A 26511-nucleotide genomic window follows, 5' to 3' on the forward strand; every position below is an offset into this window, starting at 1 on the left:
GACTAGAGGAATGTTCGATTCGCTTTCCGATCGGTTGGCCGGTGCCCTCAAGGATCTGCGCGGCAAGGGCCGGTTGTCCGACGCCGACATCGACCGCACGTGTCGTGAGATCCGGCTCGCCCTCCTCGAGGCCGACGTCTCGCTCCCGGTGGTGCGCGGTTTCATCGCCAAGATCAAGGAGCGCGCCAAGGGAGCCGAGGTCTCCGGTGCGCTGAACCCCGCCCAACAGGTCGTCAAGATCGTCAACGACGAACTGGTCGGCATCCTGGGTGGCGAGACCCGACGCATCACCTACGCCAAGAACCCGCCGACGGTGATCATGCTGGCCGGCCTGCAGGGTGCCGGTAAGACGACGCTGGCCGGAAAGCTCGGCCACTGGCTGAAGAAGCAGGGGCACACCCCGCTGCTGGTCGCGTGTGACCTGCAGCGTCCGGGCGCCGTGTCCCAGCTGCAGATTGTCGGTGAGCGCGCCGAGGTGAAGGTCTTCGCACCGCATCCCGGCACCAGCATCGGTGGCGAGGGCGAACTCGGCGTCACCTCCGGAGACCCGGTCGCCGTCGCCCGCGCGGGTGTCGCCGAGGCCACCGCGCACCACCACGACGTCGTCGTCATCGACACCGCCGGTCGCCTGGGCATCGATCAGGAGCTGATGCGTCAGGCCTCCGACATCCGCGAGGCCACCGATCCGGACGAGGTCCTGTTCGTCGTCGACGCGATGATCGGCCAGGACGCGGTGTCCACCGCCGAGGCGTTCCAGGACGGAGTCGGATTCACCGGTGTCGTCCTCACCAAGCTCGACGGCGACGCCCGCGGCGGTGCCGCCCTGTCGGTCCGCGAGGTGACCGGACGTCCGATCATGTTCGCGTCGTCGGGGGAGAAGCTTGACGACTTCGACGTCTTCCACCCGGACCGCATGGCCAGCCGAATCCTCGGCATGGGCGACGTCCTCAGCCTCATCGAGCAGGCCGAGCAGCATTGGGACGCCGAGCAGGCCGAAGCGGCCGCCGCCAAGATCACCCAGGGCGAACTCACTCTCGAGGACTTTCTCGAGCAGATGCTGATGATCCGGAAGATGGGGCCGATCGGGAACATCCTCGGGATGCTGCCGGGCGCCGGCCAGATGAAGGACGCTCTGTCGCAGGTCGACGACAAGCAGCTCGATCGTGTGCAGGCCATCATCCGCGGCATGACGCCGGCCGAACGGGACAACCCCAAGATCATCAACGCGTCGCGTCGGCTGCGGATCGCCAACGGTTCCGGCGTGACGGTCAGCGAGGTCAACCAGCTCGTCGACCGCTTCTTCGACGCCCGCAAGATGATGTCGCAGATGTCGGGGCGGATGGGGATGGGCGGCGGACGCAAGTCCAACCGCAAGAAGGGCAAGGGGAAGAAGGGCAAGAACCGCGGGCCGACGCCACCCAAGGCAGCTCGCGCCGGACTTCCCGGCATGCCGGGGATGCCGGGCATGCCCGCGGGATTCCCGGACCTGTCGAACATGCCGGCCGGCCTGAACGAGATCCCCCCGGGCCTCGAGGGGATCGACGTCTCGCAGTTCCAGCCCAAGAAGAAGTGACCTCCGCGCGCCCGATGGACGACGACGTCCGGCACTACCGGGGACGCGACCCCTTCACCGACGACGCGCTCGAATTCTGGGTCGTCGGTGACACGATCACGCATGAGCCGGTGGCCTCGGCGCGGACGGTGGTCGACGGCGGCTGGATAATCCCCGGCCTCGTCGACGCGCACAACCACGTCGGGATCGCGCCCGGGCTCGGGGTGACCATCGACCGGGCGCGTGCGTATGCGCAGGCGGATGCGCGGGCCGGCACACTGCTGATCCGCGAGGTCGGCTCGCCGCTGGACACCCACCCGCTCGACGACGACCCCGCCTGCCCACGATTCATCCGGTCCGGTAAACACATCGCGCGCCCCAAGCGGTATCTGCGCGACTACGGGATCGATCTCGACGATCCGGATGAACTCTCCGCCGAGGTGACCCGCCAGGCGCGTGCCGGCGACGGCTGGGTGAAGATCGTCGGCGACTGGATCGACCGTGAGGTGGGCGACCTCGCGCCGTTGTGGACACGCGGTCAGCTCGACGCAGCGGTCGCTGCCGCCCACGCGGAGGGGGCCAGGATCACCGCGCACGTGTTCGGCGCGGATGCGCTGCCGGACCTGATCGCGGCAGGTGTCGACTGCATCGAGCACGGCACCGGCCTGACCACCGACCTCATGGACCGGATGGTCGAACGCTCGATTGCGTTGGTGCCCACGCTGATCCAGGTGGAGAACTTCCCGGGTATCGCGGACGGCGCCGACCGGTTCCCCGCGTACCAGGCCAACATGCGCAAACTGCACCAGAACGCCAACGCGGTGTTCGCGGCCGCGCGGGAGGCCGGGGTGCGAATCTTCGCGGGGACCGATGCCGGCGGTTTCGTCGAGCACGGGCGCATCGTCGACGAGATCGACGCCCTGGCCGCCGCGGGGTTCGGTGCGGCCGGCGCGCTGCACGCGGCCACCGTGGCACCGCGGGAGTGGCTCGGCGCCGACCTGCTCGGTGACGGCGACCGCGCGGACTTCATCGTGCTCGACGACGATCCGCGGGTGGATCTGACGACGCTGCGTCGACCGCGCGAGATCGTTTGCTCAGGGCTAACGATCGCCTGACCGGTACCCGGGCAAATGCCCAGGTCGCGGACCCTTGTGTGACCTATTCGTGTGACGTAATCCACGCGCCGACGACTGGTACCGCTAACTTACCGGCTGGTAATGTTTCACTCGCGTTGCAATGGGTTCGCGAACGTCGAGGCCTCGCCGCGCGTCCCGTCGGACAGGTCAGGGGAGGGCCGTCCCGGAGACGTGGTCGGCACATACAGGCGGCATCTCGACGGTCGAGTCACGCGACATGTGGTTACCTTCAGCGGGGTGGGTAACCACATGTCGAACCCGGTCCCGAACGTGATGTCCGCCCGCACACCGCAGCGTGCGGTATCGACGATTTCCGGTCCGGTGGCCTCGTCTGGCAGAATTGCATGCTGGTTCGTCGGATCCGGTCACGTACCGACCGACGGTCACACCGAAACAGATCGCAAAACCGGGTTCGTCACATCGGACGGGCCGCTGAATTGCGCAGTGACCACTGAGAGAAGAAGACATGGCTGTCAAGATCAAGCTCACGCGGCTCGGCAAGATCCGCAACCCGCAGTACCGCATCGTCGTCGCAGATTCTCGGACCCGCCGTGACGGCCGGGTGATCGAGACCATCGGCAAGTACCACCCAAAGGAAGAGCCGAGCCTGATCGAGGTCGACTCCGAGCGTGCGCAGTACTGGCTGGGTGTCGGCGCGCAGCCGACCGAGCCGGTCGCGGCCATCCTCAAGGTCACCGGTGACTGGCAGAAGTTCAAGGGCCTGCCGGGCGCCGAGGGTTCCCTGAAGCTCAAGGAGCCCAAGCCGTCCAAGCTGGACCTCTTCAACGCTGCGCTCGCCGCCGCCGACAGTGCGCCCGCCGCCGAGGCCACCACCCCGAAGAAGAAGGCTCCGAAGAAGGCCGACGCCGAGGCTCCGGCCGAAGCCACCGCCGACGAGGCCCCGGCCACCGAGGGTGACGCCAAGGCGGACGCGTGACCGCAGTCGTCGCCGACGCGGTCGAGCATCTCGTCCGCGGGATCGTGGCCAACCCGGACGACGTCCGGGTCGAGATGATCACCGGCCGACGCGGCCGACTGGTCGAGGTCCACGTCAATCCCGAGGATCTCGGCAAGGTGATCGGCCGCAACGGCCGCACCGCGACCGCCCTGCGCACCCTCGTCACCGGCATCGGTGGTCGCGGTATGCGCGTGGACATCGTCGACACCGACCGCTGAGCGGCACCGGCTCCGCGATGGATCTCGTGATAGGTCGTGTGGCCAAATCACACGGGGTCCGCGGCGAGGTCGTCGTCGACATCCGGACCGACGATCCGGACACCCGGTTCGCGCCGGGTACCGCACTGCGTGGGAGATTGCCGCGTGGGGGTGGAGAGAAGTCATTCATGGTGACAGCCGCCCGGCAGCATGCCGGGCGGCTGTTGCTGTCGCTGGACGAGGTATCGGACCGGTCCGCCGCAGACGCGCTGCGCGGCACGCTGTTTCTCATCGACAGCTCCGAGGTGGATTCGGGTCCCGATCCGGACGAGTTCTACGACCATGAGCTCGAAGGCCTGCCCGTCTCGACCGTGGACGGGACAGACGTGGGGGCGGTGTCGTCGGTGCTGCATCTCCCGGGCGGCGAGATCCTCGAGGTCCGCACCCCGGAGGGACGAGAGGTGCTGGTGCCCTTCGTCCGTGAGATCGTGCCGACCGTGACCGCCGACGGCATCGTGATCGATCCGCCCGACGGTCTCCTCGACCCCGCGTGACCATGCGCATCGACATCGTCTCGATATTTCCGGAGTATCTCACCCCGATGCGGGTTGCCTTGTTGGGTAAGGCAATCGACGCGGGAAAGATCACCGTTGACGTCCACGACCTGCGCGAGTGGACACACGACGTCCACCGCAGCGTGGACGACTCGCCCTACGGCGGCGGGCCCGGGATGGTGATGAAACCCGACGTCTGGGGGCCCTGCCTCGATGAGGTCTGTCCCGACGAGGCGCTGCTGGTGGTGCCGAGTCCCGCCGGTCGCCCGTTCACCCAGGCGACAGCTCAGCGCTGGAGTCGCGAGCGCCACCTGGTGTTCGCCTGCGGCCGTTATGAGGGCATCGATCAGCGGGTCTTCGACGATGCCGCGCGTCGGGTGCGGGTGGAAGAGGTCTCACTCGGCGATTTCGTGCTCATCGGCGGTGAGGTAGCCGCCATGGCCATGGTGGAGGCCACCGTCCGGTTGATCACCGGCGTACTCGGCAATCCGCGGTCACACCAAGAGGATTCGTTCTCCGACGGTCTGCTGGAAGGCCCGAGCTACACGCGCCCGGTGTCCTGGCGCGGGCTCGACGTCCCGCCGGTGCTGCTCAGCGGCGACCACGCCAAGGTCGACGCCTGGCGGCGTGAGCAATCGCTGGCGCGTACCCGCGAGCGTCGCCCCGACCTGTTGACCGAGGACCATGCCGCGGCCCGGCCCGGTGCGGACGGAACGTCGGAGAATTCCGCGGCCCGTTAGGATCGGCACACCGGCGGAGGGGGCTCATGGTGGATCGGTGGTCGGACATGCTCGACGAGCTGTCGCGCCAACGCTCGGAGCTGACCCGGGTCGGCGAGACGATGGCACGCCTCAGCGCCCGCGCCGTCAGCGCCGATCGCCTCGTCGCGGTGACCGTCGACGCCCGCGGGCGGTTGGTGGACCTCACGATCGATCCGCGCGCCCTTCGGCGCTATCGCGCCGAACAACTCTCCGCACAGATCACCGCGCTGACCACCGAGGCCGATCAGCAGATCCGGGACAAGCGGAACCAGATCCTTGCCGCAGCCGTCCAACCTTCACCGGACTATGCCGACGTCCGGGTGGACAGCGCGGCCGAGGCCGGTGAGCGGGGGAATCGATGACGAACGGGTCGGATGTGGATGGTGGGACCGATCGGGGGCCGGCCCATGGCTCCGCGGGAACGTTAAGGGCGGATCTGCGGTCACTGGGCGAACTCGTCGAACGGATGTCGTCGGCGGGTGACGAGGGGGCCCGGATCGTCGACGACGTCGCCGCCGTCCTCGGTGAGGTCGACGCGGCCATCGGCGTCGACGAGGCGGCCCGCGCCTTCCGTCGCGGATTCACCGAGGTGTCCGCCGGTATCGCCGCAGCGGCCGACGACGCGATGACGGCGCTCGAGCGTCACCGCGCGCTGATCGAGCGGGGGACGCGCGAGATCGACGGCGCCGACCACGATCTGGGTCTCCGACTCGGCCAGGCCGGTCGATGACCACCGCATCCGCCGACCTCGGTCCGACCGCCCTGCCGGTGCCGCCGGAGGTGCGCGCCCTCGCCGACGAGCTGGCGCCCGGCCGATGGCCGACCGCAGACGTCGCCGCAGTGCGGGAGTCCGCAGCGCGGTGCCGCGATCTGGCGGCCCGGGCGGCGGCACTGGCCGCGGACGTCGACGGTGCGCATCGTGATCACGCCACCGGCAGCGGCGACTTCCACGAGGGGATCTCCCGGGGACACCACGAACTGACCGGGTCGTCGTCGACCGGTCTCGGCCGGCTGACCGGACGACTCGAGGCCGCGGCGTCGGCGCTGGAGGACTACGCGGACGCCGCGGTGTCGGCGCACAACGAGATGGCGGTCATCGCGTCGGTGGCCGACCGCGAGAGGTTGCGGTCCGACTTGTTGTCGACGTTGGGCGACGACTCGGCCCGGGTTGTCGCAGCCGGCGCCGGCCGGATGGCGCTGACGGCGGCCGGAGACGACTACACCGACCAGGCGAATGACGCGGGTCAGCGGCACCACGACGGTGACCAGCCCCCGCCGGCCGCGACGAGCGGCATGATGCCGTTCTCAGCGCTCGGCGGGTTGGCCGCCGGGGCCGGTGCGCTCGCCGGCAGGCACGCCGGCGCCGGGATGATCGACGAGTCGTCGCTCGCCGAGATCGACTCCGACTGGCTGCAGCGCCGGGCGGCGCAGTTGCAGGCCGGCCTGCCGTCGTCGGTGGCCGGCTCGGTGCGGATGGCCATCGGCGTCGGAACCGCAACCGACGGGTCGCGGGCCGTCGTCGTCGGAACCAGCGATCCCTATCCGTACGAACGTGAGGGCACCGAGTTGGGTCCGGGGGAGACGCTGGTCGGTAATGGTCGGGCCGCTGAACTCGCGATCGTCGACCACATGATCCGCACGGGCGTCGACCCGCACGCGATCGCGGCGGCCACGCCGATGTCGTCGGAGACGATGGGTGCGCTGATGGGCACCGGTGCCGAACTCTTCGCGCCCGATGACGGCGCGGAACCCGGCGTGCACTGGTTGCCCGACGACGGCGGAGACCAGTCGTGAGCCATCGGATCACCCGGCTGCCCGGGAACGTCGCCGAGCTCGTCGATCGGGTACCCGACCCCGATATCGCCGCATGCACCTACTTCCTGGCCATCACGGTGACCTCCGCGGTCGACATCGGTGACCATCCGGAACTCTCGACCGCATTGTCCGAACTGCGCGAGCGGGGTGTCGTCGCACCCAGTCATCGTCTGCAGGTGGGCAGCCTGCTGGCTCAACAGGAACAGCGGGCATTCGCCGCGGCACGGCGTGGCGACCACGACGCGCACGAGCGGGCCTTCTTCCGGGCGCGGGCGCTGAACTGTGTCGTGCACGCCGTCGGTGCCGGCTCGTCGACTCCACGCCCACCTCGCGACACGCTGCGCGAGGCGGCCTACGAGGCCGCCATCGCCTGCCGGGGTCCGGCCGCGGTGGAGAGTGTGCTGATCCGCTACGCGGGCTGACCCGACTAACCTGGACGTGTGCACCATTGGCTCTCGCATCGGGCCGCGCACTGGATGAACCACGACATCATCGAGCGTGGCCGGCTGCCGCTCCTGGTGTTCTTCCTCGGCCTGATCATCGGCTTCGTGGTGATCCGGGTCAGCGTGCGCCTCATCCGCGCCGACGTCAGCTGGTGGTTCTCCAATGTCACCGCCGGCGACACCCACATCCACCACGTCGTGTTCGGCGTCGTGCTGACATTGCTGTCGGGGCTCGGACTGATCGCGATGGGACTCAGCGGCGACCAGCTGACGATGTCCATCCTGGCCGGACTGTTCGGGGTGGGGGCCGCCCTGATCCTCGATGAGTTCGCGTTGATCTTCTACCTACGCGACGTCTACTGGTCGCAGGAGGGGCGCACCTCGGTGGATGCGGTGTTCATCGCGCTGGCCGCCACCGGCATGATCCTGCTCGGTTTCCGGCCGCTCGACCTGTACTTCGACGCCCTGCACGATCTCCGGATCGGCCGGACCGTCGTCGTCGACGTGGTCGCGGCCGTCCTGAACCTCGGGCTCGCCGCTCTGGTGGTGCTCAAGGGCAAGATCTGGACAGGCGTCGTGGGCGTGTTCGTGTGGCCGCTGCTCATCGTCGGGGTGATCCGGCTCGCCCGGCCGACCTCGCCATGGGCACGGTGGCGGTATCTTTCCCGTCCCCGCAAGCTCGAACGGGCGATCCAGCGCGAACGCACTCTGCGGCGGCCCCTCATCCGGGCGAAGATCTTTGTGCAGGATCTCGTCGCCGGGCGTCCCGATGTGCTGCCGCACGTGCGCGCGGCCACCGAGGATCATCTGGATCGTGTCGTGCATCCGGCACCGCCGCCACCGGCGATTTCGCCGCACCGGGGTCTGTCTGGCACAATAGTTGGGTTGCCTGGTGACGACCGGCCCCCTGCGGGCGGCGGCCCGGACACACCCCATGACTCGGAGCACGAACCGGTCGAACCTCATACCTGACCTCCCGGCGATCGGGAGGTCGAGTGCGGGCCGCCAGGTTCCTCTGTTCACGCGAAACGCCAGATTGGACCCACCAGATGAACACCCTCGACTTCCTCGACAAGCAGTCGCTGCGCGACGACATCCCCGAATTTGCACCCGGTGACACCCTTGACGTTCACGTCAAGGTCATCGAGGGCTCGAAGGAACGTGTCCAGGTGTTCAAGGGCGTCGTGATCCGTCGCCAGGGCGGCGGCATCCGCGAGACCTTCACCGTCCGCAAGGTGTCCTTCGGCGTCGGCGTGGAGCGTACTTTCCCGGTGCACAGCCCGACCATCTCCAAGATCGACGTCGTGACCCGCGGTGACGTGCGTCGCGCGAAGCTGTACTACCTGCGCGACCTCCGCGGCAAGGCAGCCAAGATCAAGGAAAAGCGCTGACGCGTCTACCCTGACGACGTGGCCGACTCTCACTCCACGGGTAGCGATTCCGATTCCGACGCACAGTCGTCGCCCGCCGACGCAACGTCGCCGGCCGAGGACCACGGTTGGAAGTCGGATGACGAACATCCCGACGAGCGCCCCTGGCGCACCAAAGATGATGAACCCGAAAAGCGTGGCTCGCTGCTGCGTGAGGCGGTCATCATCATCGGCTGCGTCCTACTGTTGACCTGGCTGCTGCAGACCTTTGTCGGTCGTCAGTACGTGATCCCCTCCGAGTCGATGGAGCAGACCCTGCATGGCTGTGCGGGCTGCACCAACGATCGGATCGTGATCGACAAGCTCTCGTACCGATTCGGCGATCCCAGTCCCGGTGATGTGGTGGTCTTCAAGGCCCCCAGTGAATCCTGGGACGGCGCCTGGCTCTCGCCGCGGTCGGACAACGCGGTGGTGCACGGCATCCAGGACGCGCTGTCGTGGTTCGGCTTCGCGCCGCCCGACGAGAACGATCTGGTGAAGCGCGTGATCGCCACCGGTGGGCAGACCGTCGAGTGCAAGAACTCCGACAACGTTGGGGTGACGGTCAACGGCAAGCCGCTCGACGAGCCCTACGTCGACAAGTCATTGCAAGGAAACGATGTCGCGGCAGGCAATGAGCTCGCCGCGGCTCCCGACGGTCAGCCCAACGCCTGCTACGGTCCCGACTTCGGTCCGATCAAGGTGCCGGAGGGCAACGTGTGGGTGATGGGTGACAACCGCGCCAATTCGGCCGATTCCCGCTTTCACATGGAAGACGAGTTCCACGGAACCGTTCCGGTGAGCGATATTCGCGGCAAGGTCCGGTTCATCATCTATCCCTTCTCGCGGATCGGTGGTGTGTCCTCGGACAATCCCCAGTCATGACGCCGCGGATCGAGCCGGTGTGGGGAGTTGTGCGATGAGTCGATGGCCGCCGCGGTTCCCGATACGTCGCGCCGCCAGCCTGCGCACCTTCGAGTTCGCTCTGCACCGCAATGGACTCGGGCCGGTTGCCGGCGTCGACGAGGCCGGTCGGGGAGCGTGTGCAGGACCTCTGGTGGTTGCCGCGTGTGTACTCAAACCGACCCAACTGGCGTCGCTGGCCGAGCTCGATGACTCCAAGCGGCTCACCGAAGCGATGCGCGAGACGCTCTACAAAGCGGTGACCAAGTACGCGATGAGTTGGAGTGCCGTGGTCATCGATGCGGACGAGATCGACCGGATCGGCATCCACGTCGCGAACATCGAAGGCATGCGTCGTGCCGTCGCCGGCCTCGACATCACCCCCGGGTACGTCCTCTCGGACGGGTTCGCCGTCCCGGGGCTGACCGTTCCGTCCCTCCCGGTGATCGGTGGTGACGGTGCCGCCGCCTGCATCGCCGCGGCCAGCATCATCGCGAAGGTCACCCGAGATCGCATCATGGTGGCGATGGACGGTGACCTGCCGGGTTACGATTTCGCAGTTCACAAGGGGTACAGCACGGCCCGCCACATGGCCTGCATCGATCGGCACGGGCCGTCGGTGCAGCACCGGATGTCCTACCGGAACGTCGCGTCCCGCGTGACCTCCGACCCCAACCCGACCACGATAGGCTTGTCGAATGAGTGCTGAGGATCTCGAGAAGTACGAAACCGAGATGGAACTCTCCCTGTACCGCGAGTACAAGGACATCGTCGGTCAGTTCACGTACGTGGTGGAGACCGAACGGCGCTTCTACCTGGCCAACGCGGTGGAGATGGTCCCCCGCAACACCGACGGCGAGATCTACTTCGAACTGCGCATGTCCGACGCCTGGGTCTGGGACATGTACCGACCCGCCCGTTTCGTCAAACAGGTCCGCGTGATCACCTTCAAGGACGTGAACATCGAGGAGCTGGAGAAGCCGGAACTCCGCCTTCCCGACGAACCCTGATTCCTTCGCAGATGACGTCGAACGTATCGGTGGGCGATACGTTCGACGTCATTTGTCTTGTGGTGGCTGGTTACTCGGGGATTTTGTCGATGGTTGCGCGGGTGAGGTCCAGGGCATATCCGCATATTTCCTTCTCGGGCAGGCTTGGCAACAAGCCGTACCCTGAGCCTGTCACGACGCCAGCAGTTCCGGACTGCACATATGTGAGGCATCCACCAGACTTATCGCTGGCTACCCCGACTCGCCTGCCATTGATTACTTCGTCGGGAAGCCAATTTGAACCGATCCGGTTCTGGACCTTGTACCAATCTAGACTTTCCGAGTTGCCAACAATTTGGTAAATACTCAGAAATTCTGATTTTGGAGGAAAGTAATCCCAATCGCAACCACGGAGGGTCTGGCCGTCCACAGTTGCCGCGTCGCGGGCGGAATCGGGATCGATTCCCAAGGAAACTAGACGATCTGCGCCGACAGTGCAAGGCTCGTAGGACGTGCCGTCGTTTGCAGAGTTCCATCGTTTGGAGAAAGTGTTATGGAAGGGAAGCGGCGTCCCTTGAGCGTCGGTTTGTCGGACTTCCTGCGTATTGCTCGGGGACATACCCTCCGCCGACGGGGATCCCTGAATTGGATTAGAGCAGCCGCACGATAGGAAACCGGCAATGGCGATTGTTGCGCATGCAATCGGGCGCATTCCTGCCATCGCTTAGAACTCAAACTCTGTCATGCTCGTAGTTGCATCCTGACTGCGAAGAGTCTCAGCAGCTGTCGCGCAGTTCGCCGCGAGGCTTTTGAGATCACTTGACTGCTGGACGAGTTCAGAACTCCAGCCACCGTCGACAATGGCAGCTCTTAACGCCTGATATAGAGAGGTTCCCTCCGCGCAATCGCGACCAAAGTAGTTTACGCCGACAATTCTGGCAATAGCCATTCTGCAATCGTCAAGTTCGTCTGCAGCTGTATGCGCGGCCTGGGCGCGCCTTTTCCAAGTCTCTTCAATCGAGATGAGCTGGTGTGAGCCTTCCGGCAGAATCCGACCCACCTCACCCCGCAACTCAACGTCATCCCCGCCACTCATGGTGTCCTCCCCACAGAACCTTGGACGCTGCCCACGTCCGAGCGGTTCCACCTTACTGTCCACAGGCCTACGTGCAGTGCCTTCGGAGCCGCTGTTGCCACGTAGGATAGCCAACCGACGATAGCTGTGGCTTTGAGGCCATGACGGGATGACGCAGACGGCAGGGGGATCTGTGGCTGACGATGGTGCCCAGTACTCGTGGGAGGGTGCCGACGAGGGCGGTGGGCCCGCGTCGCGGGGTGTATCCGGTGGGGGCTCGACGAACTGGATGCTCGCGATCCAGCAGATGCTGGAACGGATCAAGTCGATGGAGCCGGAAACGGCGCTCGCCGACGCCGAGGCCTTGCAACAGGCGATCAAGGCGGCGGTCGACGCATCCGAACGCTTGGCGCGCGCCTTTGACGGCGATGGACTCGAGGGGGAGGCCGCCACCAGCAGCTCGACCCGGGCCTCCGATCTCGCCGCGCAGATCGCGTCCAACGCAAACGCTGTCTCCGGTGGCGCGGTTGCGCTGGGATCGGCGTCAGGCGTGATGTCGGCCGCACGTTTGAATGCTCCGTTTCTTCAGCAGATGCAGAAGGAAATGGAGGACAAGCCGGAGGATGCGGCCGACATCATGACCCGTGCGGCATCGTTGATGACCGCTTCCTACAACGCTCCGATGAGTGCGGCCGCCAGCCAGGCGCCGTCGCCGGGGATGAGTGCCGATTCGGCCACCTCGGCGGTTCTGTCTTCCGGCGGATCGGTATCAGGCGGCGGTGGAGGTGGGAACAGTGGCGGTGGCGGGTCGCGGGGTTCGGCCGGCGGCTCCACCGACCTCGGCGACTACGGCACGACAGGCGTCAAAGACCCGAATGCGACGCCGGCCGCATCGACGTCGGGAGACCAATCGCCGCCGTCGGGGACCACGGCCGGGTCCGACAAGCCGCTCTCGCTCGGCGACAACCCGTCGGGCGGGGGCACCGGAGGAGACGACCCCGACACCCTGACTCGTGGCGGCCTGGGCAGCCCGAACAGCGTCGACGGATCGACCAACCCCGCCGCCATGATGATGGGACCGGGTGGAGTGGGTGCCGGTGCCGGAGCGAAGGCCGTCGGCGGAGCCGCCAGCCCCGGTGGCATCGGCGGTACCAACGGTGCGAACGGTGCGAACGCGGCGTCGACGCTCTCACGCCGACTGTCAGGCGCGATCCCGACGGCGGCCACATCGAATCCGGTGTCGACGACCCCGGTGGGCACCGGCTCGGGACGGGTCGGCGGCACCGGACCTATGGGTGGGACACCCCACGGCGGACGTGCGCGCGGTTCGGACAAGGGCGAGCACAAGGCCGCGCACTACCTTCACACCAAGGAGAACGGCGCGGAGATCGTCGGCAGTCTGCCGCTGGTGGGACCGCCGGTGATCGGCGACTGGGCACCACCGCAGCCGCTGCCGGAGCCGGCCAAACCCTCCGACACTGAGGGTGCCGACCCGACCGTGGCCGACCGTCCGGACAAGGACCTCACGCTCTGACCGTGCCGTGATCTCACTGTGCAAGCTGTGCACAAACTGTGACTGCTCCACAGATCTGGGCTTCGACGATCTTCGCGCTCTTGATCGTCCTCCACTGGCGCGATGCTTATCGCATGAGCGACAACGCATCTCGACCACGATCGGCGGGCCCGGGCCCGCGGCCCGATCGCGCACACATCGGTCGCATCGGCGAGGACCTGGCCGCTGAGCACTTGCGGGCCCAGGGGTGGACGGTGCTGGAGCGCAACTGGCGCAACCGATACGGCGAACTCGACCTCATCGCGGTCGACGGGTCGGTGCTGGTCATCGTGGAGGTGAAGACTCGGGCATCGAAGGTCTTCGACGACCCGGCACACGCGGTCACCCCGCTCAAACTCGCCCGGATGCGGCGGTTGACCCAACTGTGGCTGGCCGGTCACCGCGAACAATGGTGGAGCGAGATCCGCTTCGACGTCGTTTCAGTGCAACTGGATTCGCGGCACCCGGCGGCGGTCGAGCGTGCGACGGTTCGCCACCACCGCGGGGTGTTCGAGTGAGCGGGAAGGGTCTGACAACCGGGCTCGGCTGCGCCCACTCGGTGGGACTCAACGCGTTCGTCGCGAACGACATCGAGATCCAGGCCAACGTCGGCCAGGGGCTCCCCGGCTTCGCTGTCACCGGCAAGGTCGACGCATCGCTGCGGGAGGCCCGCGATCGGGTCCGTGCGGCGATCGCCAACAGCGCGTTGAAGTTTCCCGACATGAAGGTGACGGTGTCGCTCGCGCCGGCGGATCTCCCCAAGAGCGGGTCCTCATTCGATCTGGGAATGGCGGTGGCAATTCTCGCGGCGACCGGGCAGGTCACCAAGACCAGGATGCGCCGCACGGTCTTCCTCGGCGAACTCGGCCTCGATGGTGGACTCCGGCCGGTCCGGGGCGTGTTGCCCGCGTTGAAGAAGGCCCGCGATAGCGGTTTCACACATGCGGTGGTGCCGATGCCGAATGTCGCCGAGGCGGCCCTGGTCGCCGACCTCGATGTCGGTGGAGCACACACCCTGGGGGAGGTGGTGCGCTGGTTGGCGGGAGACCATGTACTCGACACGGTGACCGACGCCGCGAACATCCCGCCGCCGCCCGACATCGACGACATGGCCGACGTGGCGGGCCAGTCCGAGGCGCGCCACGCACTCGAGATCGCGGCTGCCGGTGCGCATCACGTCTTGATGACCGGTCCGCCGGGGATCGGCAAGACGATGCTCGCCCGGCGTCTCCCCGGCATCCTTCCGCCGCTGGGCGCGGAAGAGTCCCTGGAGGTGACCGCGATCCATTCGATCGCGGGCACCTTGCGTGCGGGCCATCCACTGATCACCGAGGCGCCCTTCATCTCGCCCCACCACACGACGTCGGTGACCGCGTTGCTCGGTGGTGGTACCGGGCTCGCCCGACCCGGTGCCATCTCGCGCGCACATCGCGGGGTGCTGTTCCTCGACGAGTGTGCGGAGATGGGGCCGAAGGTGCTCGATTCGCTTCGACAACCGTTGGAAGAAGGCGAGGTCCGGGTATCCCGACGCGACGGGGTGGCGACCTACCCCGCCCGGTTCCAGCTGATAATGGCGGCGAATCCCTGCCCGTGCGCGCCGGCCCACGACATCGACTGCGTGTGCTCGGCACTGGCTCGCCGACGTTATCTGGGCAAATTGTCCGGGCCGTTGATGGACCGCGTCGACATCCGTGTCCGGATGGATCCACCGGGCAACTCGGCGCTGATGAACTCCGTCGAGGAATCCAGTACGGCGATGCGTTCGCGTGTGGCCCAGGCCCGTGGTGCGGCGCTCGAACGATGGCGCGACCACGGCTGGCTCACCAACGCCGAGGTTCCGGGATCTGCTCTGCGTCAACGCTTCCGGCTGCCACCGGCCGTGCTCCGTCCGATCGAGCTGTTCTTGCGGGACGGTCGGGTGACCGCGCGCGGTGCGGATCGGGCGATCCGACTGGCCTGGACCCTTGCCGATCTCAAGGGGTGCGGTCAGCCATCCGAAACCGAGATCGCGGAGGCCCTGCTGTATCGGGACAGAGGAGGACGCTGATGGGTGGCATCACCGACGAGGAGCGGAGTGCCTGGGCATACCTGGCACGGGTCGCCGAACCGCCCTGTTCCGCGGTCGAATCACTCTGCGCCGAGATCGGTCCGGTCGCCGCTGCGGCCGCGATCCGCGCACGCTCGGTACCCGCCGGTCACGAGTCGGTCCTCGCGGCGACGGCCGGCCGCGCGGAGATCGACACATCCGCAGAGGACCTGGAGGTCGCTGATCGGATCGGGGCGCGACTGATCACCCGCGACGACGCCGAGTGGCCGGGGTGGCCGCTGTTGGCACTGAGCACCGCCGACACGAGCGCACGTGGCGGTGAGCCGCTGGCACTGTGGGCACGTGGTCCGCGACGACTCGACGACATGGCGTCCACCGCGATCGCGCTCGTGGGTTCGCGGGCCGCGTCCGGATACGGGGAGCAGGTGACCTCGACGCTCGCCTCCGGTCTGGCGATGGAGGATTGGACGGTGACCTCCGGTGGTGCCTACGGCATCGACGGTGTCGCCCACCGCGCGGCGCTGGCATCGGGTGGGCCGACGATGGCGGTGATGGCCTGCGGGATCGACCGTGACTACCCGGCCGGCCATGCGAGGCTCCTCGCGGAGATCGCCGAGCACGGTCTCGTCATCTCGGAGTACCCGCCCGGTACCACGGCCGCGAAACATCGCTTCCTCACCCGCAATCGACTCGTGGCGGCGATGTCGGATGCAGTGATCGTCGTCGAGGCCGGTCGTCGATCGGGTGCCGCGAACACGGCAGCGTGGGCGCGCAAGCTGGGTCGTCCGCTGGGCGCGGTGCCGGGGCCGGTGACATCGGCGACCTCGGTCGGCTGCCATCAGATGATCGCCGACGATCTTGCGCAACTGGTCACCGACACCCGGTCGGTCATCGCGCTCGCCACACCCGACGGCGCCGCCGAATCCGGTCGCGGCCGACCACGTGCCACCGACGGACTGGCTCCGGAGGAACAGCGGGTGCACGACGCCATCCCCGGACGCGGTGCGGTCACCATCGAGGAGATCGCCTTCTCGGCCGGACTCGACATCGCGACGGTGCGTTCGGCGCTGGCGCGGATGGATGTCCGTGGTCTCATCGTCAACGACAGTGGCACATGGCGGTTGGCATGAACTCCGCCCATGCCCGGGCGCCGGCGGCGAGATCGGTTCGGTCGGCGGTCTCCGCCCGGAACGTGTCGCCCGGAGATGGTCGGCCGTTCGAGGAATGTGCCGACGGACGGCCGACGAGCCGGGGCCCGCCCCACGGTGAGCAGAACCGTACTGGGCACTGCGATGTCGTGTGCCGATCTGCCTGCGGCGCCCTGGCCCGAATCGCGGCGGTCAGACGACCCGTGGGAATACGCTCGGTGGATGAGGATCCTGCTGATCGGGGCCGGCGGCGTCGGTGACGCCATAGCGAAGATCGCCGCACGCAGAGACTTCTTCGACCACATGGTGGTCAGCGACTACGACGAGGCACGGGCCCGACGTACCGTCGGGGCGATCAGCGAGGCGCACGGACCGGACGTCGCCGCCCGGTTCAGTGCCGCGACGATCGACGCCGGCGACATCGACGCGGTGCGCGCGGCCGTTCAGGACCATGGGGCGACCCACGTGATGAATGCGGTGGAGCCGAGGTTCGTCCCGACCGTCTTCGCCGGTGCGTTCGCCGGTGGCGCCGACTACCTCGACATGGCGATGAGTCTGTCGCGGCCCCATCCGACCGACCCCTACCGGCAACCCGGTGTCACGCTCGGCGAGGAGCAGTTCGGCGCGGCCGCCGACTGGGAGAAGGCCGGTCGACTGGCGCTCGTCGGGATGGGGGTGGAACCCGGGCTCTCCGACGTCTTCGCCCGCTATGCGTGCGACAACCTGTTCGACGAGGTGGATGAACTCGGCACCCGGGACGGCGCAAACCTGGTGGTGCGCAATGCGAATGGTGACGAGATCTTCGCGCCGTCGTTCAGCATCTGGACCACCATCGAAGAGTGTCTGAATCCGCCGGTGATCTGGGAGAAGGACGTCGGGTTCTTCACGACGCCACCGTTCTCCGAACCGGAGGTGTTCGAGTTCCCGGACGGCATCGGGCCGGTGGAGTGTGTGAACGTCGAGCACGAAGAAGTGCTGCTGATGCCGCGCTGGTGCGACGCCCGCCGGGTCACCTTCAAATACGGGCTGGGGGAGGAGTTCATCGGCGTGCTGCGCGTTCTGCACACCCTCGGACTCGACTCCACCGAACCGGTCGCGGTGCGTTCACCGGACGGTCGGGTGAACGTCGCCCCCCGCGACGTGGTCGCCGCCGTACTGCCCGACCCGGCGTCGATCGGTCCGATCATGACCGGCAAGACCTGCGCCGGACTGGCCGTGACCGGAACCAAGGACGGTAGGCGTCGACGCGTGTACCTCTACCACGTCAGCGACAACGAATGGACGATGCGGAACTACGGCACGCAGTGTGTGGTGTGGCAGACCGCGCTCGGTCCCGTCATCGCCCTCGAGCTGCTCGCCAAGCAGGTCTGGGCGGGCAGCGGAGTCCTCGGGCCGGAGGCGTTTCCCGCCGAGCCGTTCCTCGAACTGATGCAGGCCGACGAGTCGCACGGCGGCTACGGGCAGCCGTGGGGACTCCGTGAAGACGATCCGACGAGCTGAGTCTCCGCAGGGTCGGATCAGCGACCGGTCAGCAGGTCGATGAAGATCCGCTTGTCGTCCTCGCTCGCCGGCCCGTGCCGGGGACGTGCGTGCAGGTAGCCGATGCCGGCGTAGAGCAGGGTCGTCGCGCGGGCGTGGGCTTCCGGCTCCTCGAAGCCGAGATCGCGCATCGCCTCATGGGCGATCCGGAAGACCTGGTCATCGATCGCGGCGACGGTGGTCGCGATCGACTCGTCGGTCTCGGCCCAGGTCCGGACCGCGGACTCGACGGTCCAGCGCCGCGGGTCCGACACCAGCTGAACCATCGCCTCGATACGATCCGCCGGTGGCAGCTCGTGCAGGTCGGCGAGCGTCTTCTGCGCCGCGTCCTCCACCCGTCGGCAGTGATCGGCCAAGGCTTTCATCAGCGCGGCGATGTCGGTGAAGTGCCAGTAGAAGCTGCCCTTGGTGACACCGAGACGGTCGCAGAGACGCGAGATCTTGATCGCGCCGACGCCCTCGCTGATGAGGACCTGCATCGCGGCGTCGAGCCAGTCGTCGACGGTGAGCCGGGACCCGCGCCGGGACAGCGACGACTCCGTCATGTGAACCTCGATTGATGTGCGGTGGTGACTAATCTTCAGCGAACTGAACCCCCACTTTAGATGACTCCTACAACAGGTGTGGTAATCGGTCGGTTCTTAGGTTTACCTAACGAGGGGCGTACTGTGGTTCCCGAGAGGAGGCTTCATGGCCAAACAAATGAACACGATGACGGTGCTCCGCCGTGAGCAGCTCAGCCCGCACTTCGTCCGCCTGTACCTCGGCGGCGACGAGTTCGACACGTTCATTCCCGCAGGTGAGCCCGACAGCTGGGACACCGACCTGTACATCAAGTTCGCCTTCGGCCCCGATGGTGCACCCTTCGCGGGCGGCGAGTTCGACCGCAAGCTGGTGCGCCTGATGCGTCCGGAGCAGCAGCCGGTCCTGCGCACCTACACGGTCCGGTCGGTGGACCTCGAACGCCGGGAGATCGCCGTCGACTTCGTCGTGCACGGTGACGAGGGCATCGCCGGGCCGTGGGCGGCCGCCGTCGAGCCCGGCACGACCGTGCGGTTCCTCGGCCCGGGCAGCGGCTATCGCCCGAATTCCGCGGCGCCGTGGCACCTGCTGGCCTGCGACGAGGCGGGGCTGCCCGCGGTCGCGGCCGCGCTGGAATCCCTGCCACACGACGCGGTCGCCAAGGTGTTCATCGAGGTGGCAGGCCCCGACGATGAACTGCCTCTGACGGCTCCGGTCGGTGCCGAGATCGTCTGGGTGCATCGTGGTGGTCCCGCGGGAGAGGTCGACGACGATGTCGCCGGCGACAACGCCCCGCTGATCGCGGCCGTGCGGGGTGCCGAGTGGCTCGACGGCGAGCCCCACGTCTTCATCCACGGTGAGGCGCAGGCCGTGATGCACAATCTGCGCGGCTACATCCGCAAGGAGCGCGGCGTCGGGGCGAAGAACGCCTCCATCTCCGGATACTGGCGGCGAGGTCGCACCGAGGAGGGTTTCCGGAAATGGAAGTCCGACCTCCGTGCCGAGGAGGAGGCGTCGGGGGTTTCCGCGTAGCCCCGTCGCCCGCGCGGGGGCACGATCCGACAACGGACCGCGTGGGCGGTTGCGCGCGGTGGCCCCACGCGGTTCTGTCGTCGACATGACCACAGAGGCGACCCCGCGGGAAAGTGGAATCCTCGACGACTTCGCCGGCTTCCTCCGCTTCGAGAAGGGCCACAGCGAACACACCGTGCGCGCATACGTCGGTGACGTGCGCGGACTCGTCGCCTATGCCGGAGCGCGCGGCGTCGCGATCGGCGATCTTGATCTCGCGCTGTTGCGCTCGTGGCTGGCCGATCACACCCGGCGCGGTGCGGCCCGGACCTCGATCGCGCGGCAGGTGTCGTCGGCGAAGACGTTCTGTGGGTGGGCAACCCGAGAGGGACTGTTCGAGGTGGATCCGTCGTCGCGTCTGCAGGCGCCCAAGGCGCACCGCACCCTGCCCGCGGTCCTCGCGCCGGAACAGGCGGCAGCCGCGGCGACCGCGGTCGCCGACGACACCGACGACGACCCGATCGGACTTCGCGACCGACTCATCGTGGAGTTGTTGTACGCCAGCGGGATACGCGTGGGTGAACTCTGCGGTCTCGACATGGACGACGTCGACACCGGGCGGCGGGTCCTGCGGGTGATCGGCAAGGGCAACAAGCAACGGACCGTGCCGTACGGGGACCCGGCGGGCCGGGTCATCGACCGATGGCTGCGTGTGGGGAGGCCGGCCCTTCTCGGTCCCGGATCGGGGAACGCGCTGTTGCTCGGCGCCAAAGGGGGGCGTCTCAACCAGCGGATGGCCCGCACGGTCGTGCACCGGGCGGTCGAGGCGGCCGGCGGACCGGACATGGGCCCGCACGGACTGCGCCACAGCGCCGCGACCCACCTCCTCGAGGGCGGTGCCGACCTGCGCGTCGTGCAGGAGATGCTCGGGCACTCGTCGCTGGCGACCACTCAGATCTACACCCACGTCAGCGTCGAACGCCTGCGAGCGGTGCATCGGCAGGCACACCCACGCGCGTGAGCGCGACGACCGTCCCGACCGGTTTCAATCGGACCCGTATCGCACCGACCAGGCCGAGCGGATTCAGATACTCCGCGGACCGGCCACGACCACGCCGCGCGCCCCAATGGAGGCAGGCTTCGGCCGGGCAGCCCGGATGCCCGGCCACCACCAGACCGATCACCTCTCCACGGCGTACCGACTGACCACGTGGGATCGTCGCGCGAACCGGTTCGTAGGTGGTGACCAGATCCCCGGAATGGCGGATCGACACCACCGGCCGACCCGCGACGTCGCCGGCGAACTGTACCGTGCCCGCACCGGCGGCGCGCACCGCGGTCCCGGCCGGCGCAGCGAGATCGACGCCGCGATGTCCGGGCTGCCAGCGGTGGACGGGCGGGTCGAAGCCGCGGACGACGGAGACCGGCGCCTGCAGCGGCAGCAGGAACCGTGGGGTGTCGGCACCCGCAACTGCCGGCAGCACCCACAACAACAGCGCGATGACCAGCAGTTCGGCCAGTGCGGCGAGGACGCGTCGGAGTGTGCGGACATGGGGTCGTGCGGCAGGGGATCCAGCTGGCGCCATGATGTTCAGACGTTGCAGCGAGGCGATCGGCTCCCGACGAGTCGCGTCCGGCGCGGATATGGTCGCCGCAGGGGCGGGGTGCGTTTTGGTTTTCTGCAGGTGAACGGCGTAAAGTTGCGGGCGCACCTCATCGGATTCGATGGGGTGACTTCGCGCGCCTGCGTTGCGACCGGCTCGTTCCCCTCGGGGACGGCGGTCATCCACCGCGGTGGGCGGTCCCGGAATGCCGGGTCCACCCGGTGCAGGCGCCAGGATCGGCACCACCCGGTGTCGATGTCAACTGCACACAAAGGAATTGACGACATGGCTGTCGTGACCATGAAGCAGCTGCTGGACAGCGGCGCACACTTCGGGCACCAGACCCGCCGTTGGAATCCGAAGATGAAGCGATTCATCTTCACCGACCGCAACGGCATCTACATCATCGACCTGCAGCAGACGCTGACCTACATCGACAAGGCGTACGAGTTCGTCAAGGAGACCGTCGCCCACGGTGGCACCATCCTGTTCGTCGGCACCAAGAAGCAGGCCCAGGAATCGATCGCCGGAGAAGCAACCCGCGTCGGCATGCCGTACGTGAACCAGCGCTGGCTCGGCGGCATGCTCACCAACTTCTCGACCGTCCACAAGCGTCTGCAGCGCCTGAAGGAACTCGAGACCATGGAGCAGACCGGTGGTTTCGAGGGTCGCACCAAGAAGGAAATCCTCATGCTCACGCGTGAGAAGAACAAGCTCGAGCGCACCCTCGGTGGTATCCGCGACATGGCCAAGGTGCCGTCGGCGATCTGGGTCGTGGACACCAACAAGGAGCACATCGCTGTCGGTGAGGCACGCAAGCTCAACATCCCGGTCATCGCGATCCTCGACACCAACTGCGATCCCGACCTCGTCGACTACCCGATCCCGGGCAACGACGACGCGATCCGCAGCGCTGCATTGCTGACCCGCGTGGTCGCCTCGGCCGTGGCCGAGGGCGTGCAGGCCCGTGCCGGGCAGTCTTCCGACGACTCCAAGCCGGAGGCAGGCGGCGGCGAGCCGCTGGCCGAGTGGGAGCAGGAACTGCTCACGCAGGCCACCGCTCCCGCCGGTGGCGAGGCCGGTACCACCCCGGCCCAGTAGGAATCCAGTCCTGATGTCTCCTCGGGCCGCGACCCGGCCCGAGGAGACATCGACAATCTCTCTAAGGAGGCTCGCCAACGATGGCGAACTACACCGCAGCCGATGTGAAGCGTCTCCGTGAGCTCACCGGCTCAGGAATGCTGGACTGCAAGAACGCCCTGGCCAACAACGACGGCGACTTCGACAAGGCCGTCGAGGAACTCCGCATCAAGGGCGCCAAGGACGTCGGCAAGCGCGCTGAGCGCTCGACCGCCGAGGGCCTGGTCGCCGCCAAGGACGGCGTGCTGATCGAGCTCAACTCCGAGACCGACTTTGTCGCGAAGAACGCCGAGTTCCAGGAACTCGCCGATCAGATCCTCGATGCCGCGGCCGCCGCCAAGACCAGTGACGTCGACGCCCTCAAGGCCGCCGCGCTGGGCAACGGCACCGTGGACGAGGCCGTCGCTGCGCTCTCGGCCAAGATCGGCGAGAAGCTCGAACTGCGTCGCGTCGCCTACTACGACGGACCCGTCGCCGTGTACCTGCACAAGCGTGCATCGGACCTGCCGCCGGCCGTCGGCGTGCTGGTGTCGTACACCGGTGAAGGTGACGCCGCTGCCGAGGCCGCGCGTGGCGCAGCCATGCAGGTCGCCGCGCTGCGCGCCAAGTACGCGACCCGCGACGAGGTGCCGGCCGACGTGGTGGAGAACGAACGCCGCATCGCCGAGCAGACCGCGAAGGAAGAGGGCAAGCCCGAGCAGGCGCTGCCGAAGATCGTCGAAGGCCGCGTCAACGGCTTCTACAAGGATGTCGTGCTGCTCGACCAGCCGTCGGTGCAGGACTCCAAGAAGACCGTCAAGGCTCTTCTCGACGACGCCGGTGTGACCGTCAAGGGCTTCACCCGCTTCGAGGTCGGCCAGTCCTGATCTGAGGACCGTCCGAGCCCGGACAGCATCGACGACCCCGTACCGCCATCACGGCGGTGCGGGGTCGTCGCGTTGTCGGCCCAGCGCGAGTGACAAAGCGGCGATGACCAGGCTGATCGCGGCCAGTGACCAGACGGTGGCCTGAAAGGCGCCCACGAAAGTGCGGGCGGCGACCGAGCGGCCGGCCGCGCGCAACTCGTCGTGCGCCTGCGCGGCCAGGGTGGCCGCCAGCCCCGACGGCGCCGACGTCGCCGACGTCGCGGTGTCGCAACCCTTTGCCGGCTGCTCCGGGTGCGGTGAGGTGAGCTGTGCGCGAGCGCAGTCGGCGAAGCGGTCGGCCACCGCCGTCCGGAACATCGGCTCCACGGAGGTGGTCTGCAGATCGGTGGCGAGATCGGCGCGTGCCGCGGGGACGGCCGATCCGGCCTGCGCCGAGACCTGACCGAAGAAGAACAGCGTCACCACCGCGAGACCGATGGATGCACCGATCTGCTGGACGGTGGGTACGCACCCGGACGCCGAACCGACGTTCTCCGGCATCGTGTCCGACAAGATCGCGGTCTGCAGGGGCGCGACGAAGAACCCGGTTCCGATGCCGCCCACGATCAGTGGTGCGATCACCGCGGGAATCGACAACGTCCCCGTCGCCGGATCGAGGGTGAAACCCAGCCACGCGAGCCCGGCGCCGAGCACGAGGACACCGCCGCACAGGGTGCGGGCCGCACCGGCCCGGGCGACGAGCCCGGGGACAGGACCGACCCGACCGCCGCGCCGACCGCGAACGGCAGCGCCAGCAGACCTGTCCGCAGCGCGGAGTAGCCGAGCCCGAACTGGGCCGTCACCGACACCGTGAAGAAGAAGCCGGCGAACACGCTGAAGAACAACAGGGACAGCGTCAGGCCGACGGCAAAGCGCCGGGAACGGAACAGATCGAGTCGCAGCAGCGGAGCGACACCACGCTCCATGAGCCGTCGCTCCACCACCACGAACACGACGAGCAGCACCACCGCGGCAGCCATCATCACCCAGAGCCGTACCGGCCACCCCTGTTCGCGGCCGACCGCCAGGGGATAGAGCAGCAGGAACAAACCCGACGTCGACAACGCGACACCGGCCAGATCGATTCGCAGCGCGGCATTCTCGCGGAGTTGCGGGAGGCGGTGCCATGCGAGCACACACGCGATGACACCCAGTGGGACGTTGACGAAGAAGATGGTCCGCCATCCCCAGCCGAGGACGTCGGCACTGACGAGCACCCCGCCGATGACCGGTCCCAGCATGGCGGCGAGCCCGGCCACGGCACCGTAGATCCCGAACACGAGGCCATGCCGCGTCTTGGGGAACAAGGCGGCGATCAATGCCAGCGTCTGCGCGGACATCAGCGCCGCGCTGACACCCTGCGCACCGCGAAAGACGATGAGCTCCCCCGGGTTCTGCGCCAGGCCACACAGGATCGACGTCACCGTGAAGGCGATCATCGCGACGATGAACACCCGCCGCCGGCCCAGTCGGCCGCCCAAGGTGGCAGCGGTCAGCAGGGTGCACGCGAACGCCAGGGTGTAGACGCTGAGGACGAAGATCTGCTGGGACGTCGATGCGCCGAGGTCGACCGTGAGGTCGGGCAAGGCGATGTTGACGATGGTGGTGTCGAGCATCTGCATGAAGAGCCCGAGCAGGCACCCGGTCAGGGCGAGCCACGCCGCGCGATCCGCCGACTCGATGCGGGCAGCAGGTGAGGATTGCGTGGCAGCGGGGTCGGCCATCACGTCAGCGCGGCGACAACCGGTTCGTAGTCGCCCTGATTGGCCACCGCGGTCATGATCTCGATGTACTTCTCGGTGTACCGGTGCACCGATGCGTGGCCGATCTCGGTGTCCGGGAAGAGGAACGTCATCGACGTCGTCTCCTGAAAGCGGTTGATCCACATGAAGACTTCCTCGCTGCTTCCGCGGTTGCCGTAGAGGCAGCCGTTGATGGCGTCGAACATCTCGACGCCGGGCAGCTTGCGTACATCGACATACGAGATCATCGGAACCGACCACCCGGGTTCCACCGAGATGCCGTCCTCTGGGCGGACCAGTTCGAGCACGCGGTGGAAGGAGACGTCGGTGAGTTCTTTTCCTGCCCCGTAACTCCGCCCGGCGATCGCGGCAGCGGTCGTGAAAGTGGTGTCGGTGCCCACCTCCACCGGGACCGGGATGAGGCTCGTGAACCACCCCACCGAACTCAGCTCGGGTCCGGGCCGGCGAGTGCTCTTCGGCGTCATGCCCAGATAGTCCGACTGGCCCGTGAATTCGGCGTAGGCCAGCGCCGCGGTCGCCATGAGTCCGGCCGTGACGTTCGCGCCATTGGCCAGGCATACCTCCTCAAAGCGTTGCGCGGCAGCCTCATCGAAGACGGTTGTGGTCAGATGTGCACTGCGCGTGTAGGTCTCGACGTCTTTGCCGAGCGGTAGCGGGAACTGCGGCAGGCGGCCACCGTTGGCACTGATGAGGTCGACCCACCGCTGCACCTGAGGCGATTCCCTGGTCAGGGTGCGCGAGATCTCCCGCTCACGTCGGCAGTAGTCGACGTAGCTGCCGACCGGGGCCAGTGGATTCTGTGTGCCGAACGCGTGATTCATGTAGAGCGTCATCAGGTCGACGCAGGTCATCGCCTGCGACATCCCGTCGGTGTTGAGGTGATCGACCGCGCAGTACAGGGTGAACCCGCCGTCCCATTCGATGGCCCCGAACGTGAAGCAGTCCCAGTTGCGCGGCCCCGGGGTCTCGGCCTGGACGTGCTCGCGCACCTGCGCGGCGCTGGTCATGGCGCCGTGGTCGACCGCGGCGACCTCGACCGTCTCCGGCTCGACGACATGCCGGACCACGCGCCCGTCCGGCTCGACAGAGAACCACGACCGGAAGGTGTCGTGGCGCCGCAGGAATTCGTTGAGTGCGGCGGTGAGCGCCGCCCGATCGAGCGGTGCCTGGATGTCGAACGAGATGAGGCACAGCCGGGAGAACCGGAAGCCGGCGGATTCGTTGCGCCAGGCCGCCCGGAGGTACTCCTCCTGCTGGTGGGATGCCGGCACCGGATGCACGTCGGCGCAGGCTGCTTCCGCCACCGCGGCCGGTGTGGCGACCCAGCTGGTCAAGCGTCCTGGACGCGGGTTCCACTCCTCGATGAGTCCGAAACTGACCATGTCGACACCTCAATTCGCTCGGACGCGGATGCAGCGAAGGTTCCCCCGGTCGGCTGCCGCGTGGTGATCAGAAAGAGGACAGCGCATCCGACGATACCGCCGGGCA

Annotated in this window: 28 protein-coding genes and 1 pseudogene; 24 read left to right on the forward strand and 5 right to left on the reverse strand. The window is 67.6% G+C overall.

Going from position 1 to position 26511, the window contains the following annotated elements; genetic code table 11:
* Window positions 1-10 precede the first annotated feature (10 nt).
* The 15 genes from ffh to D7316_RS02985 all read left to right on the forward strand — a co-directional run bounded on the left by ffh (window position 11) and on the right by D7316_RS02985 (window position 10738).
* Window positions 11-1573 (forward strand): signal recognition particle protein, encoded by a 1563-nt coding sequence (gene ffh / locus D7316_RS02915; protein WP_124706965.1) that lies wholly within the window; start codon window positions 11-13, stop codon window positions 1571-1573.
* Between the two features lie 14 nt (window positions 1574-1587).
* Window positions 1588-2667: an amidohydrolase family protein gene (locus D7316_RS02920; protein WP_124711063.1), complete on the forward strand. Its 1080-nt coding sequence runs from the start codon at window positions 1588-1590 to the stop codon at window positions 2665-2667.
* A gap of 487 nt (window positions 2668-3154) precedes the next feature.
* Window positions 3155-3625 carry a 30S ribosomal protein S16 gene (gene rpsP, locus D7316_RS02925; RefSeq protein WP_124706966.1) on the forward strand — a complete coding sequence of 157 codons (471 nt, stop codon included), beginning with the start codon at window positions 3155-3157 and terminating at the stop codon, window positions 3623-3625.
* Window positions 3622-3864, forward strand: a complete 243-nt coding sequence (locus tag D7316_RS02930) for an RNA-binding protein (protein WP_124706967.1) — start codon at window positions 3622-3624, stop codon at window positions 3862-3864. Before rpsP ends, D7316_RS02930 begins: the two co-directional genes overlap by 4 nt.
* A 17-nt stretch (window positions 3865-3881) precedes the next feature.
* Complete coding sequence (rimM, locus tag D7316_RS02935) at window positions 3882-4397, forward strand: ribosome maturation factor RimM (RefSeq protein ID WP_124706968.1); 516 nt, start codon at window positions 3882-3884, stop codon at window positions 4395-4397.
* A gap of 2 nt (window positions 4398-4399) precedes the next feature.
* The gene (gene trmD / locus D7316_RS02940) at window positions 4400-5137 is read left to right on the forward strand and encodes a tRNA (guanosine(37)-N1)-methyltransferase TrmD (RefSeq protein ID WP_124711064.1); all 738 of its coding nucleotides are present in this window, start codon (window positions 4400-4402) and stop codon (window positions 5135-5137) included.
* A 26-nt stretch (window positions 5138-5163) separates the two neighbouring features.
* Complete coding sequence (locus D7316_RS02945; RefSeq protein ID WP_197718173.1) at window positions 5164-5520, forward strand: YbaB/EbfC family nucleoid-associated protein; 357 nt, start codon at window positions 5164-5166, stop codon at window positions 5518-5520.
* Window positions 5517-5888, forward strand: coding sequence for a hypothetical protein (locus tag D7316_RS02950; RefSeq protein ID WP_124706969.1), 372 nt, complete (start codon window positions 5517-5519; stop codon window positions 5886-5888). Before D7316_RS02945 ends, D7316_RS02950 begins: the two co-directional genes overlap by 4 nt.
* Entirely contained in the window at window positions 5885-6952 is a 1068-nt protein-coding gene (locus tag D7316_RS02955; RefSeq protein ID WP_197718174.1) for a hypothetical protein, read from the forward strand. The genes D7316_RS02950 and D7316_RS02955 overlap by 4 nt, the downstream gene beginning before the upstream one ends.
* On the forward strand, window positions 6949-7395 hold the full coding sequence (locus D7316_RS02960; RefSeq protein WP_124706970.1) for a hypothetical protein: 447 nt from the start codon (window positions 6949-6951) through the stop codon (window positions 7393-7395). Before D7316_RS02955 ends, D7316_RS02960 begins: the two co-directional genes overlap by 4 nt.
* A 54-nt stretch (window positions 7396-7449) precedes the next feature.
* Window positions 7450-8388 (forward strand): hypothetical protein, encoded by a 939-nt coding sequence (locus D7316_RS02965; RefSeq protein ID WP_124711066.1) that lies wholly within the window; start codon window positions 7450-7452, stop codon window positions 8386-8388.
* 77 nt (window positions 8389-8465) lie between these two features.
* Window positions 8466-8807, forward strand: a complete 342-nt coding sequence (gene rplS, locus D7316_RS02970) for a 50S ribosomal protein L19 (RefSeq protein ID WP_124706971.1) — start codon at window positions 8466-8468, stop codon at window positions 8805-8807.
* 18 nt (window positions 8808-8825) lie between these two features.
* The gene (lepB, locus tag D7316_RS02975) at window positions 8826-9710 is read left to right on the forward strand and encodes a signal peptidase I (protein ID WP_124706972.1); all 885 of its coding nucleotides are present in this window, start codon (window positions 8826-8828) and stop codon (window positions 9708-9710) included.
* 34 nt (window positions 9711-9744) lie between these two features.
* A complete protein-coding gene (locus tag D7316_RS02980; RefSeq protein ID WP_124706973.1) occupies window positions 9745-10437 on the forward strand; it encodes a ribonuclease HII in 693 nt (230 codons plus the stop codon).
* Window positions 10427-10738, forward strand: coding sequence for a DUF2469 domain-containing protein (locus tag D7316_RS02985; RefSeq protein ID WP_124706974.1), 312 nt, complete (start codon window positions 10427-10429; stop codon window positions 10736-10738). Before D7316_RS02980 ends, D7316_RS02985 begins: the two co-directional genes overlap by 11 nt.
* A 70-nt stretch (window positions 10739-10808) precedes the next feature.
* On the opposite strand, the gene D7316_RS02990 is transcribed toward D7316_RS02985, so the two are convergent.
* Window positions 10809-11438, reverse strand: coding sequence for a DUF3558 family protein (locus D7316_RS02990; RefSeq protein WP_331852558.1), 630 nt, complete (start codon window positions 11436-11438; stop codon window positions 10809-10811).
* 547 nt (window positions 11439-11985) lie between these two features.
* Between D7316_RS02990 and D7316_RS02995 the strand changes: the two genes are divergently transcribed.
* The 5 genes from D7316_RS02995 to D7316_RS03015 all read left to right on the forward strand — a co-directional run bounded on the left by D7316_RS02995 (window position 11986) and on the right by D7316_RS03015 (window position 18039).
* On the forward strand, window positions 11986-13326 hold the full coding sequence (locus D7316_RS02995) for a hypothetical protein (protein WP_124706975.1): 1341 nt from the start codon (window positions 11986-11988) through the stop codon (window positions 13324-13326).
* A gap of 113 nt (window positions 13327-13439) precedes the next feature.
* The gene (locus D7316_RS03000) at window positions 13440-13862 is read left to right on the forward strand and encodes a YraN family protein (protein WP_124706976.1); all 423 of its coding nucleotides are present in this window, start codon (window positions 13440-13442) and stop codon (window positions 13860-13862) included.
* Entirely contained in the window at window positions 13859-15391 is a 1533-nt protein-coding gene (locus D7316_RS03005; protein WP_232016737.1) for a YifB family Mg chelatase-like AAA ATPase, read from the forward strand. Before D7316_RS03000 ends, D7316_RS03005 begins: the two co-directional genes overlap by 4 nt.
* Window positions 15391-16521 (forward strand): DNA-processing protein DprA, encoded by a 1131-nt coding sequence (gene dprA / locus D7316_RS03010; RefSeq protein ID WP_124706978.1) that lies wholly within the window; start codon window positions 15391-15393, stop codon window positions 16519-16521. The genes D7316_RS03005 and dprA overlap by 1 nt, the downstream gene beginning before the upstream one ends.
* 240 nt (window positions 16522-16761) lie before the next feature.
* The gene (locus D7316_RS03015) at window positions 16762-18039 is read left to right on the forward strand and encodes a saccharopine dehydrogenase family protein (RefSeq protein WP_124706979.1); all 1278 of its coding nucleotides are present in this window, start codon (window positions 16762-16764) and stop codon (window positions 18037-18039) included.
* Between the two features lie 17 nt (window positions 18040-18056).
* Here D7316_RS03015 and D7316_RS03020 read toward each other — a convergent pair whose 3' ends face one another.
* A complete protein-coding gene (locus D7316_RS03020; RefSeq protein WP_124706980.1) occupies window positions 18057-18623 on the reverse strand; it encodes a TetR/AcrR family transcriptional regulator in 567 nt (188 codons plus the stop codon).
* 145 nt (window positions 18624-18768) lie between these two features.
* Here D7316_RS03020 and D7316_RS03025 point away from each other — a divergent pair, with 145 nt between their 5' ends.
* Both D7316_RS03025 and D7316_RS03030 read left to right on the forward strand, forming a co-directional pair.
* The gene (locus D7316_RS03025; RefSeq protein WP_124706981.1) at window positions 18769-19632 is read left to right on the forward strand and encodes a siderophore-interacting protein; all 864 of its coding nucleotides are present in this window, start codon (window positions 18769-18771) and stop codon (window positions 19630-19632) included.
* A gap of 85 nt (window positions 19633-19717) precedes the next feature.
* Window positions 19718-20632 (forward strand): tyrosine recombinase XerC, encoded by a 915-nt coding sequence (locus D7316_RS03030; RefSeq protein ID WP_124706982.1) that lies wholly within the window; start codon window positions 19718-19720, stop codon window positions 20630-20632.
* On the opposite strand, the gene D7316_RS03035 is transcribed toward D7316_RS03030, so the two are convergent.
* Window positions 20580-21197: a M23 family metallopeptidase gene (locus D7316_RS03035; protein ID WP_124706983.1), complete on the reverse strand. Its 618-nt coding sequence runs from the start codon at window positions 21195-21197 to the stop codon at window positions 20580-20582. The genes D7316_RS03030 and D7316_RS03035 overlap by 53 nt on opposite strands.
* 303 nt (window positions 21198-21500) lie before the next feature.
* On the opposite strand from D7316_RS03035, the gene rpsB reads away from it, so the two are divergent.
* Window positions 21501-22316, forward strand: coding sequence for a 30S ribosomal protein S2 (gene rpsB, locus D7316_RS03040; RefSeq protein ID WP_124706984.1), 816 nt, complete (start codon window positions 21501-21503; stop codon window positions 22314-22316).
* 80 nt (window positions 22317-22396) lie between these two features.
* Window positions 22397-23221, forward strand: a complete 825-nt coding sequence (gene tsf, locus D7316_RS03045; RefSeq protein WP_124706985.1) for a translation elongation factor Ts — start codon at window positions 22397-22399, stop codon at window positions 23219-23221.
* 48 nt (window positions 23222-23269) lie between these two features.
* Here the strand turns inward: tsf and D7316_RS03050 are convergent.
* Together D7316_RS03050 and D7316_RS03055 are read right to left on the reverse strand one after the other, a co-directional pair.
* Window positions 23270-24984, reverse strand: a pseudogene (locus D7316_RS03050) (DHA2 family efflux MFS transporter permease subunit).
* Window positions 24984-26405, reverse strand: a complete 1422-nt coding sequence (locus tag D7316_RS03055) for a condensation domain-containing protein (RefSeq protein ID WP_124706986.1) — start codon at window positions 26403-26405, stop codon at window positions 24984-24986. Before D7316_RS03055 ends, D7316_RS03050 begins: the two are co-directional and overlap by 1 nt.
* Window positions 26406-26511 lie beyond the last annotated feature (106 nt).

The organism is Gordonia insulae, assembly GCF_003855095.1.
Lineage (GTDB): Bacteria > Actinomycetota > Actinomycetes > Mycobacteriales > Mycobacteriaceae > Gordonia > Gordonia insulae.